We start from the raw sequence: 11017 nt of genomic DNA on the forward strand, positions 1-11017 counted from the left end.
ATCACCAAGGCGATGTACAGCGACGCCGCGCAGAAGGCACTGGCTGCCGGGCATGCCAAGGGCAAGTTCATCACCCGGGAAAATGCCGTCAAGGGTGTTGGTATTCCGTTCCACCCGGGCGCGGAAAAGTTCTACCGCGAAGCGGGTCTGATCAAATAGAGGCCTGAGGCAGGCGACGACCCAGGGAGGCGCTCGCCTCCCTGTTTTTTTGAGGGGTTCTATGAGTGAGACCGTGACGGCGCTCGACGAGCGCAAGCTGCAGGAGCTGGAGGAGAAGTTCGACCCGGAGATGCGGTTCCGGCCCACGGTGCCGCCAGCCACCGTGATCGTGAAGTGGCTGCTGATCGCGCTGTCGTGCTTTCACTACTACACCGCCGGCTTCGGCCTGCTGCGCGAGGCCACCCACCGCGGGGTCCACCTGGCATTCGTCCTGAGCCTGATCTTCCTGGTGTTCGCGGCCAGCAAGAAGCACCAGGAGACGCAGCTGCGCAGCTCCTGGCTCGCGCCGGGGGGCGTGCCGCTGGTGGACTGGCTGCTGGGGATCGCCTGCGCGCTCAGCGTGCTGTACATCCCGTACGTCTTCGACGACATCGCGTTCCGGGTCGGCAATCCCAGCACGACCGACGTGATCATGGGCTCGATCCTGTTCATCACCTTGCTGGAAGCCACCCGCCGCTCGATGGGCTGGCCGCTGCCGCTGATCGCCATCGGCTTCACCGCCTACGCGCTGGCCGGCCCCTACTTCCCCGGCTTGCTCAAACACGCCGGCGCCAGCTGGAGCCAGATGATCAACCACCAGTACCTCACCAGCCAGGGCATCTACGGCGTGGCGGTGGGCGTGGTGGCGACCTACGTCTTCCACTTCGTGCTGTTCGGGGTCATGGCCACCCGCATCGGGCTGGGACAGCTGTTCCTGGACATCGCGGCCAGCGTCGCCGGCCGCTACGCCGGCGGCCCGGCCAAGGTGAGCGTGTTCGGCTCCGCGATGTTTGGCATGCTGAGCGGCTCGTCGGTCGCCAACGCCGTCACGGTCGGATCGCTGACCATCCCGGCCATGATCCGCGTCGGCTACCGGCGCGAATTCGCCGCCGCCGTCGAGGCCGCCTCGTCGACCGGCGGCCAGATCACGCCGCCGGTGCTGGGCGCCGCGGCGTTCCTGATGATCGAATTCCTGAACGTGCCCTACCAGACCATCATCGCGGCCGCGGTGGTCCCGGCCTTCATGCACTTCTTCGGCGTGTTCATGCAGGTGCACTTCGAGGCGAAGCGCTATGGACTGCGCGGCCTGACGGCCGAGGAGATGCCGCGTCTGAAGGAATCGCTGCGCCAGCGCTGGCCGACCCTGATCCCGCTGTTCCTGCTGATCTCGATCCTGGTCACCGGCCGCACGCCGTACCTGGCCGCCTTCACCGGCATCACCTCGTGCGCGATCGTCGGCCTCACCACCCAGGTGAGCGGCAACAAGCCGAAGAACTGGCTGCTGATGGTGGTGCTGCACCTCATGCTCGCCGTGCTGGCCTTCGCCGAACTGGGGCAGGACTCGGAGACGATCAAGCTGGTGATCTTCGCGGTCGGCGTGGCCCTGCTGCTGGGCAGCTGGAAACTGGCCGGGGTGACCGGCCGCATTCCGCACTCGGCCATGGTCGAGGCCTTCGAGACCGGCGCCAAATACGCGCTCGCCGTCGGCGCCGCCGCGGCCAGCGTGGGCATCGTGATCGGCGTCGTCACCCTGACGGGGGTCGGCTTCAAGATCAGCTACATCATCACCAGCTGGGCCACCGCGATGGCCGGCGGCGTCGCCAGCGTCCTGCCGGCCGCGCTGGTGGACATGAAGAGCCTGACGCTGCTCGCCGCGCTGGTGATGACCGGCGTCGTCTGCATCCTGATGGGCTGCGGCATCCCGACGACGGCCAACTACATCATCATGGTGACGGTGGCGGCGCCGACCCTGGTGCAGCTGGGCGTGCAGCCGCTGGTGGCGCACTTCTTCGTCTTCTACTACGGCGTCCTGGCCGACATCACGCCACCGGTGGCGCTGGCGGCGTACGCGGCCGCAGGCATGGCCGGCAGCGATCCGTTCCGGACCGGCAACACGGCGTTCCGCCTCGGCATGGCCAAGGCGCTGGTGCCGTTCGTGTTCGTCTTCTCGCCGTCGCTGCTGCTGGTGGCCAAGGGCTTCACCACGTACGACTTCATCATCACCTTCGCCGGTTGCGTGCTCGGCATCGTCGCGCTGGCGGCGGCCCTGAGCCGGTTCTTGCTGGTGGAGATGAAGCGCTGGGAGCAGGCGCTGTGCTTCGCCGCGGCGATCCTGCTGATCGCCCCGGGACTGGTCGTGACCCTGGTGGGCGCGGCCCTGGCCGTCCCGGTGCTGCTGCGCCAGCTCGCCGCATGGAAGCTGAGCAACGCTGCGCCGTCCCCCGCCTGACATCCCTGTGGGACACGGCTGACGGGCAACGTCAGCCGTATTCCAAAGTTCGCAGGACGAGCTCGTGGCTGACATCGCCCGCGCTCGAGCCGGCCGATACTGGCCGGCTTGAGTGCAAAGGAAGTCACGATGAACGACAACAAGACCCTCTCGATGCTGCATCGCATGCCGGTGATCCTGGCGGTGACGGCCGCCTCGTATGGCCTGCCGGTGCAGGCGGCGCAGCTGGCGAGCCAGCGCAGTGCCGTCAAGGATGCGATTTCGCGGCCGGCCGCGGCGCAGCCGATCCAGCAGCGGCGCGTAGTGCGGCAGCGCTGAAGCCGCACCGCTCCCGACGAAGCCGCCCGAGGGCGGCTTTTTCACGGCGGCGCCATCCTCCCGGCGGGTACCCCCGGGCTCCCCGCCCGGCCGGGTCGGTGTCACGGCGGCCCCCGCGCGCGCGGCGCTGCCCGCACAATGCGGGGCTGCGCGGCGCCAGCCGCCCCCGCCCCATGCCCATGTTCCTGGTGCTCGCCGCGTGCGGCTTTGCCAGCAGCTTTTCGCTGCGGCTGATCGATCCGCTGATCCTGCCGGTCGCGTCCCACTTCGCGGTCGCCAACGCCAGCGCGGCCATGCTGAGCCCCGCGTATGCGCTGCCGTACGCCCTTTCGCAGCCGTTCCTGGGGCCGATCAGCGACCGGTTCGGCCGCATCCGCTGCATCCGCGTGTGCATGGCGGGCCTCGCGGCCGCACTGCTGTTCGGCGCGGTCGCGCCGAGCTTCGAGGCGCTGTTCGCTTCGCGCATGATCGCCGGTGTGTTCGGCGGCGGGCTGGTGCCGCTGGTGCTGGCGGCGTTGGGCGATGCCTTCGACATGGCCGGACGCCAGGTCGCGATCGGCCGCATGTTGTTCGCCCTGATCAGCGGCCAGATGCTGGGTTCGATCGTGGCCGGTTTCGCCAGCGAGGCGGCCGGCTGGCGCTCGGCCTTCTGGATCGCCTGCGTGCTCGCGCTCGTCGCGGCCGGGCTGGCATGGACCAGGCTCGCGCCCGGTGACGCCGGCAGCAGCAGCGGCGCGCCTGCGTCCTTCCGCACCTTGTACGGCCGCGTGTTCGCCAATCCCAAAGCGAAGTGGCTGTATGCCGCGGTGCTGGTCGAAGCGATGCTGTTCTTCGGCTTCTTTCCCTACGCCGGCGAGGCACTGCTCGCGATGGAGCCGGGCGCCACGCGCGACGTCGCACGCCACGTCGGCTTCGTGCTCGGCGCCTTCGGGATCGGCGGCCTGGTCTATGCCTTCACCGTGCGCCGCCTCATCCGGCTGATGGGGGTCAGGCGCATGTGCATCACTGCCTCGCTGCTCGGCGCTGCCGCCTCTGCGGCGGTGGCCGCGTCGGGCCAATGGTGGCAAGCCGCGCTGGCGATGCTGGTCAGCGGCCTGGCCTTCTACATGTTGCACAACTCGCTGCAGACCGAAGCCACCGAGCTTGCGCCGGCCGCCCGGGGCTCGGCGGTCGCGCTGTTCGCGTGCGCGCTGTTTCTCGGCCAGGGCGCCGGTCCGATGCTGTTCGGGCCCCTGGCCCACCTGGTCGGCCACGGTGCGGCGCATCTGCTGGTGGCCGGTGCGCTCGCGCTGCTGGGGCAGGTGGTGGTGCGGCGCATCGTCAGCCGACCGTCGGTGGTTGGCTAGCCCGCGATGCGGCGCCGCCAGCAGCGAAAGGGTCCGTCTTTCCGTCCCGTGTGCGCCGGGTGAAAGCTCCCGGCACTGTTACCGGAGGTGAATCGCGGCGCGAGCCGCGCCCCTCGCGCGCATCGATCTCAAGCGCGGGGGATCTGCACTGGCAGCGGCGGCCAACGGTTCGGCCGGATGCGGCGGTTCGAAGGGGACGGTAGCGGATTGACACACGCCAGCCGGGCCCCTGGTGCACGCTCATGTCCATGCAAACAGGGTGGTCTATGGACACGGTCGAAAGTCAGCTGGCCGAGTGGCGCTCGGCGTACGGCGAATGGGTGTTGGCCGAACTGCAATTGCGCGAAGCACAGCAGCGGCAGCCCGGCAGTCCGGCGCTGGCGATCCTGCAGGCGAAGACCTGCCGGCTGCAGCGCCGCTGCAGCGACTTGCAGGATGCGATCAGCAGCAGGTTGGCCGACGACGGTCGCGGCGCGGCGGCCGATCGGGCCTCGGCAGCCGATCCGGAGCTGGCGCCGGCGTAGCGGCCGAACGGTGGCGCCGCCAGCCCGTGGCGCGGGCCGCCACAGCCCGCCACGCCATCGGTTCCCAATGAGAACAGCCCCGATCGGAAGTTCCAATCGAGGCTGTGGGAGAGGCGGTGTCTGGCGGAAACGGAGGGATTCGAACCCTCGATGAGGCTCTACACCCCATACTCCCTTAGCAGGGGAGCACCTTCGGCCACTCGGTCACGTTTCCAGGAGGCGCAATTATGCCCCAAACCCGGCTTCAGGAGCGTGGCTGATCCAGGTCGAACGCGCGGTGCAGCGCGCGCACGGCCAGCTCCATGTACTTCTCGTCGATCACCACCGAGGTCTTGATCTCGCTGGTCGAGATCATCTGGATGTTGATGCCCTCCTCGCTCAGCGCCCGGAACATCTTGCTGGCGATGCCGACGTGGCTGCGCATGCCGATGCCGACGATGCTCACCTTGCAGATCTTGGTGTCGCCGATGATGGTGTCGATCCCCAGCGCCGGCGCGACCTTGCTCTTGAGCAGGTCCATGGCGCGGGCGTAGTCGTTGCGGTGAACCGTGAAGCTGAAGTCGGTCTTCCCATCCTTGGAGATGTTCTGGATGATCATGTCGACTTCGACATTGGCCTCGGCCACGGCGCCGAGGATGTTGTAGGCGATGCCCGGCTTGTCCGGCACGCCCACCACCGAGATCTTGGCTTCGTCGCGGTTGAACGCGATGCCCGACACAACGGCCTGTTCCATTTTTTCGTCTTCCTCAAAAGTGATCAAGGTGCCGGAGCGGGCTTCCTCGTTGATGTCGATGTCCCACGGCGTGAAGCTGGAGAGCACGCGCAGGGGGACCTGGTACTTGCCGGCGAACTCCACCGAGCGGATTTGCAGCACCTTGGAGCCGAGCGAGGCCATTTCCAGCATCTCCTCGAAACTCACGGTGGTCAGCCGGCGGGCCTCCGGCACGACACGCGGATCGGTGGTGTAGACGCCGTCCACGTCGGTATAGATCAGGCACTCGTCCGCCTTCATCGCGGCCGCCACGGCCACCGCCGAGGTGTCGCTGCCGCCGCGGCCCAGCGTGGTGATGTTGCCCTGCTCGTCGACCCCCTGGAAGCCGGTGATGATCACCACCTTCCCGGCCGCGAGATCGGCGCGCACCTTGCCGTCCTCGATCGACTCGATGCGGGCCTTGGTATATGCCTTGTCGGTGCGGATCGGCACCTGCCAGCCGGCGTAGCTCACCGCCTCCAGGCCTTCGGCCTGCAGCGCCAGCGACAGCAGGCCCACCGAGACCTGCTCGCCGGTGGAGGCCAGCATGTCGAGCTCGCGGCTCACGGCGTCGGTCTGCTTCGCCGGCGCGACTTCCTTGGCCAGCGCCAGCAGTCGGTTGGTCTCGCCGCTCATGGCGCTGGGCACGACCACCAGCTGGTGGCCGGCGCGGACCCACTTGGCCACGCGCTTGGCGACGTTGCGGATGCGCTCGGTGGAGCCCATCGAGGTGCCGCCGTATTTGTGAACGATCAATGCCATCTGGAAAGGATTTTCTGCGGCAGTTGGAGGACTGTTTCGGGGCGGGCCGCACCGCGAAAAACGTGGCAATTATAGAAAACCCCCGGCAAGCCCTTCCGTGGGCCGCCGCTCAATCGGCAGTCGACGTGACGTATCTCAAGTTGCCGTTGCACAGTTCCACCCGGCCGGCGGCGACCTTGATCCGGATGCCGTGCCCTCGCGTCGTGCAGGCAGCCAGCTGGTCCAGCAGTTCGTTGAGTTGCGCGGCGCTGCCCACAGCCCCGTGCGCGCTGCGCAGCCAGTGCCGCAACAGGTTGGCCTGGCGGCCGCGCGAGAGCCGCCGCAGCGCGGCCACGGCCGGCGGATCGCCGACGGCCGCGAGATCCGCCGCCGCCACTTCCGCCAGCAGCTCCTGCGCCTGGGCGGCATGGGCGGCGCTGCGCGCGAACGTCTCACGGAACCGGGGAAAGGCCTGTGCCAGCGCGGGCAGCACCGTGTGGCGGATGCGGCTGCGGGTGTAGGCCGGGTCGGCGTTCATCGGATCCTCGATGCAGGCGATCTGCTCCCTCGCCAGCCACGTCCGCAATGCGGCGCCGGGGACGGCCAGCAGCGGCCGCAGGAACAGCATGCCGTGGCGCTCGAACCGCGCCGGCATCGCCGCCAGGCCGGGCAAGCCGGCGCCGCGGCTCAACGCCAGCAGCATCGTCTCGACCTGGTCGTCGGCGTGCTGGGCGAGCAGCACCGAGCGCAGGCCCCGGCCGGCCGCCGCCTGCGCCAGCGCCGCGTAGCGCGCCTTGCGCGCGGCGTCCTCCGGGCTTTCGCCGGGGCGGTGCCGCGCATCGACCGCGATCACCTGGAGCGGCACCGACAGCGCGCCACAGGTGGCGCGGCACTGCCGCTCGAACGCGTCGGCAGGCGCCTGCAGGCCGTGATGGACATGGATCGCCTGCACCTGTCCCGGCCAGCGCCGGGCGGCGGCGTACAGCAGCGCGCTGGAGTCCGCGCCGCCGCTGAACGCGACGGCGGCGGGCAGGGGCGCGTCGAGCGCGGCCAGGGCGCGCGCCGCGGGGTTGTCGGAACTAGCGGGCGTCGGCCTTGGTGTCGCTGAAGCGGCCATAGCTTTGCAGCCGCTCGTAGCGCCGCTCCAGCAGCTCGCGCACCTTGAGGTCGCTCAACTGGCGCCAGGCGTCGTTGAGTGCGCGCTTGAGGAACGCCGCCATCTGCTTGTGGTCGCGATGGGCGCCGCCCACCGGCTCGCTCACGATCTTGTCGACCAGGCCCAGCGCCTTGAGGCGGTGCGCGGTGATCCCCATCGCATCGGCCGCATCCTGGGCCTTCTCGGACGTCTTCCAGAGAATCGAGGCGCAGCCTTCGGGGCTGATCACCGAGTAGATCGAGTACTGGAGCATCAGCACCTGGTCGCCGACCGAGATCGCCAGCGCGCCGCCGGAGCCGCCCTCGCCGATCACGGTGGTGATGATCGGCACCTCCAGTTGGCACATCTCGAAGATGTTGCGGCCGATCGCCTCCGACTGGCCGCGCTCCTCGGCGTCGATGCCGGGGTAGGCTCCCGGCGTGTCGACGAAGGTGAACACCGGCAACTTGAATTTCTCGGCCGTCTTCATCAGGCGCAGCGCCTTGCGGTAGCCCTCGGGACGGCTCATGCCGAAGTTGCGCAGCGCCCGCTCCTTGGTGTCGCGGCCCTTCTGGTGGCCCAGCACCATGCACGGATTGCCGTTGAATCGCGCCAGCCCGCCCACGATCGACAGGTCGTCCGAGAAATGGCGGTCGCCGTGCAGCTCGATGAAGTCCGTGAAGATCTCGTTGACGTAGTCGAGCGTGTACGGCCGTTCCGGGTGCCGCGCGATCTTGGTGATCTGCCACGGACTCAGATCGCCGTAGATGTCCTTCGTCAGCTGCAGGCTCTTCTTCGAGAGCTGGTCGATCTCCTCCGAGATGTCGACCGCGGATTCCGTCTGCACGTACCGCAGTTCCTCGATCTTGGTCTCGAGTTCCGCGATCGGCTGTTCGAAATCCAGGAAAGTCCTTTTCGCCAAGTTCAGCTCCTCTTCGCTCGGGTCGCCGCTCGGGCCCCTGGGGTGGCGCCGCGGCGCCACTGTTCGTTGTCGCTCAGTACTCGACCGGCAGCGGATCCAGCGAACGCCAAATATACCAAGTGGCGACACTGCAATACGGGGCCCAGGCCGCCGCGACCTCGCGCGCATCGCTGCGGCTGACGGGGTCGCCAGAGAAATAGTTGCGGCTGATGCCGTTGATGAGCCCGACGTCGTCCAGCGGCAGCACGTTCGGCCGCATCAGATGGAAGATCAGGAACATCTCCGCGGTCCAGCGGCCGATGCCGCGGATGCCGACCAGTTCCGCGATGATCTCGTCGTCGGTCATCGACTCCCAGGCCTGGGGCCGGATGGCGCCGGAATCGAAATGCAGCGCCAGGTCGACCAGGTATTCGATCTTGCGCGCCGACAGCCCGGCCGACTGCATGTCGTCCACCTTGAGCTTGAGCACGTTGCCGGGCGTCATGCGCCGCGGCAGCCCGGCGAAGCGGTCCCACACCGTCTGCGCCGCCTTCACCGAGATCTGCTGGCCGACGATGCTGCGGGCCAGCGTGGTGAAGGCGTCGCCGCGCGAGCGCAGGCAGGCGTCGCCGAACTGCGGGATCAGCCGTTTCATCACGCGATCCTTGCGCGCCAGGTGCCGGCAGGCATCGTCCCAGTAGTGCGGGGGCGGCACCACGATCTCTTCGGGCATGCGGCTCACGAGGCGGCCTCCCAGGTCGTGCCGGTGGGCGAATCCTTCAGGACGATGCCCTGCGCGAGCAGTTCCTGGCGGATGCGGTCGGCCTCGGCGAAGTTCTTCGCCTGCTTGGCCGCGGCGCGCTCGGCAATTCGTTGCGCGATCGTGGCCTCGTCCAGCCGCGAGCCGGCGCGCAGGAACGCCTTCGGGTCGCCCTGCAGAATGCCCAGGCAGCCGCCGAGCGCCTTCAGCAGGCCCGCCAGCCGGGCCGACTTGCTGCGATTGACCTCGCCGGCGAGTTCGAACAGCACGGCCACGGCTTCCGGCGTCGCGAAATCGTCGTCCATCGCCGCCTTGAACTTCGCCGCAAACGGCTCGTTCCAGTCGATCACGGCCGGCGCCGGTGGCACCGAGTCGAGCGCCGTGTACAGGCGCTTGAGGGCCGCGCGGGCGTCGTCGAGGTGCACGTCGCTGTAGTTCAGGGGACTGCGGTAATGGGCCCGCACGATGAAGAAGCGCAGGGTCTGCGCGTCGAACTTCTCCAGCACCTCGCGGATGGTGAAGAAGTTGCCCAGCGACTTCGACATCTTCTCGTTGTCGATGTTCACGAAACCGTTGTGCATCCAGTAGCGCGCCAGCGGCTGCCCGTTGGCGCCCTCGCTCTGGGCGATCTCGTTCTCGTGGTGCGGGAACTGCAGGTCGGCGCCGCCGCCGTGGATGTCGAAGGTCTTTCCCAGCAAGGCGCACGACATCGCCGAGCATTCGATGTGCCAGCCCGGGCGCCCCTTGCCGTACGCACTATCCCACTGCGCGTCGGCCGGCTCGGTGGGCTTGGCGGCCTTCCACAGCACGAAGTCGAGCGGGTCGTCCTTGCCCTCGAGCACGGCCACCCGCTCGCCGGCATGCAGTTCGTCGAGCGACTTGCCGGAGAGCTTGCCGTACCCCGGGAAGCGCCGCACCGCGAAGTTCACGTCGCCGCCGGCCACGCGGTAGGCGAGCCCCTTGTCTTCGAGCTGGCGCACGATGTCCAGCATCTGCGGGATGTAGTCGGTCGCGCGCGGCTCGTGCGTGGGCCGCTCGATGCCGAGCGCGTCGAAGTCGCGATGCATCTGCACGATCATGCGGTCGGTGAGCGAACGCACGGGCTCGCCGTTCTCCAGCGCGCGCCGGATGATCTTGTCGTCGACGTCCGTGATATTGCGCACGAAGTTGACGCGATAACCACTCGCTTTCAGCCAGCGCTGGACGACGTCGAACGCGATGTTGGCCCGCGCGTGGCCCACGTGGCAGGCGTCATACACCGTGATGCCGCATACGTACATCCGCACCTGCCCCGGCTCGAGCGGGGAAAAGTCTTCCAGGGCACGCGAGAGCGTGTTGTAGATGCGCAATGTCATGGGGCAGGGGCGGCACCGCTTCGCGAGGCGGCCGCGGGGATTCCGTCTGGTGTTTTTCGTTGGGTGGCCTGGAGCTGGCGCGCTGCAGCTGGCGGCTACAATGCAGCGCAGTATATAGCCGCGGTTTGCCGCTTGTCAGCAGCGCGCCGCCTGCCCCATGAACATCGCGCGCCGCTCGTTCCCGCACTACCCGAGGTTGATCGCGCTGGCCATCGGCCTGGTCTGCGCCGGCTTGGCCTGGGCCGACGATTACGGCGACGTCAACGGGCTGATCCGTTCCGGCCGCGCGGCCGATGCGATCGCGAGGGCCGACCAGTACCTCGCGGCGAAACCTCGCGATCCGCAGATGAAATTCCTCAGAGGCGTCGCGCTGACGGAAGCCGGCCGCACCGCCGAGGCGATCGCGGCGTTCACCGCGCTCAATGCCGAATACCCCGAGCTGCCCGAGCCATACAACAACCTCGCCGTCATCTACGCCGGCCAGGCCCAGTTCGACAAGGCCCGCGCGGCGCTGGAGACGGCGGTGCGCGCCAATCCCAGCTACGCGGTGGCGCACGAGAACCTGGGCGATGTCTACGCCAAGCTCGCCGCGCTCGAGTACGCCAGGGCGCAGCAGCTGGACCCGGCCAACGGCGCCGTGCCGCAGAAACTCACGCTGATCCGCCAGCTGTTCCCAGCCGCTGCCCGGCCGGCGCCGGCCACGCCGGCGACTTCGGCCCGTTGAGTGCGGCGCCACGCCGCAGCAGAGCTGCGGCACC

General features: G+C 68.5%; 11 protein-coding genes and 1 tRNA gene. 6 read left to right on the forward strand and 6 right to left on the reverse strand.

Features of this window, described 5'->3' with window-relative positions:
- The 5 genes from VNT59_RS14325 to VNT59_RS14345 all read left to right on the forward strand — a co-directional run.
- A partial coding sequence (locus VNT59_RS14325) for a TAXI family TRAP transporter solute-binding subunit (RefSeq protein WP_325499216.1) occupies nucleotides 1-159 on the forward strand: 159 nt, incomplete at its 5' end.
- A gap of 61 nt (nucleotides 160-220) precedes the next feature.
- On the forward strand, nucleotides 221-2428 hold the full coding sequence (locus tag VNT59_RS14330) for a TRAP transporter permease (RefSeq protein ID WP_325499199.1): 2208 nt from the start codon (nucleotides 221-223) through the stop codon (nucleotides 2426-2428).
- A gap of 129 nt (nucleotides 2429-2557) precedes the next feature.
- Nucleotides 2558-2746 carry a hypothetical protein gene (locus VNT59_RS14335; protein ID WP_325499201.1) on the forward strand — a complete coding sequence of 63 codons (189 nt, stop codon included), beginning with the start codon at nucleotides 2558-2560 and terminating at the stop codon, nucleotides 2744-2746.
- Nucleotides 2747-2925: 179 nt separating this feature from the next.
- Complete coding sequence (locus VNT59_RS14340) at nucleotides 2926-4092, forward strand: MFS transporter (protein WP_325499203.1); 1167 nt, start codon at nucleotides 2926-2928, stop codon at nucleotides 4090-4092.
- A 266-nt stretch (nucleotides 4093-4358) separates the two neighbouring features.
- Nucleotides 4359-4616, forward strand: a complete 258-nt coding sequence (locus tag VNT59_RS14345) for a hypothetical protein (protein WP_325499205.1) — start codon at nucleotides 4359-4361, stop codon at nucleotides 4614-4616.
- Between the two features lie 121 nt (nucleotides 4617-4737).
- Here the strand turns inward: VNT59_RS14345 and VNT59_RS14350 are convergent.
- The 6 genes from VNT59_RS14350 to cysS form a co-directional block, all read right to left on the reverse strand.
- A tRNA-Ser gene (locus tag VNT59_RS14350) sits at nucleotides 4738-4830 on the reverse strand.
- 30 nt (nucleotides 4831-4860) lie between these two features.
- Nucleotides 4861-6129, reverse strand: coding sequence for an aspartate kinase (locus VNT59_RS14355; protein ID WP_325499207.1), 1269 nt, complete (start codon nucleotides 6127-6129; stop codon nucleotides 4861-4863).
- A gap of 109 nt (nucleotides 6130-6238) precedes the next feature.
- Entirely contained in the window at nucleotides 6239-7225 is a 987-nt protein-coding gene (tilS, locus tag VNT59_RS14360) for a tRNA lysidine(34) synthetase TilS (RefSeq protein WP_325499209.1), read from the reverse strand.
- Nucleotides 7188-8165, reverse strand: a complete 978-nt coding sequence (locus VNT59_RS14365; RefSeq protein ID WP_325499210.1) for an acetyl-CoA carboxylase carboxyltransferase subunit alpha — start codon at nucleotides 8163-8165, stop codon at nucleotides 7188-7190. Before VNT59_RS14365 ends, tilS begins: the two co-directional genes overlap by 38 nt.
- 73 nt (nucleotides 8166-8238) lie before the next feature.
- Entirely contained in the window at nucleotides 8239-8877 is a 639-nt protein-coding gene (locus VNT59_RS14370; protein ID WP_325499218.1) for a DNA-3-methyladenine glycosylase 2 family protein, read from the reverse strand.
- Between the two features lie 5 nt (nucleotides 8878-8882).
- Nucleotides 8883-10259 (reverse strand): cysteine--tRNA ligase, encoded by a 1377-nt coding sequence (gene cysS / locus VNT59_RS14375; protein WP_325499212.1) that lies wholly within the window; start codon nucleotides 10257-10259, stop codon nucleotides 8883-8885.
- A 157-nt stretch (nucleotides 10260-10416) separates the two neighbouring features.
- Here cysS and VNT59_RS14380 point away from each other — a divergent pair, with 157 nt between their 5' ends.
- Nucleotides 10417-10983 carry a tetratricopeptide repeat protein gene (locus VNT59_RS14380; protein ID WP_325499214.1) on the forward strand — a complete coding sequence of 189 codons (567 nt, stop codon included), beginning with the start codon at nucleotides 10417-10419 and terminating at the stop codon, nucleotides 10981-10983.
- The last annotated feature ends 34 nt before the right edge of the window (nucleotides 10984-11017 follow it).

Origin of the sequence: Ramlibacter sp., from assembly GCF_035554825.1 — a bacterium.
In the GTDB taxonomy this organism is placed as follows: Bacteria; Pseudomonadota; Gammaproteobacteria; order Burkholderiales; family Burkholderiaceae_C; genus Ramlibacter.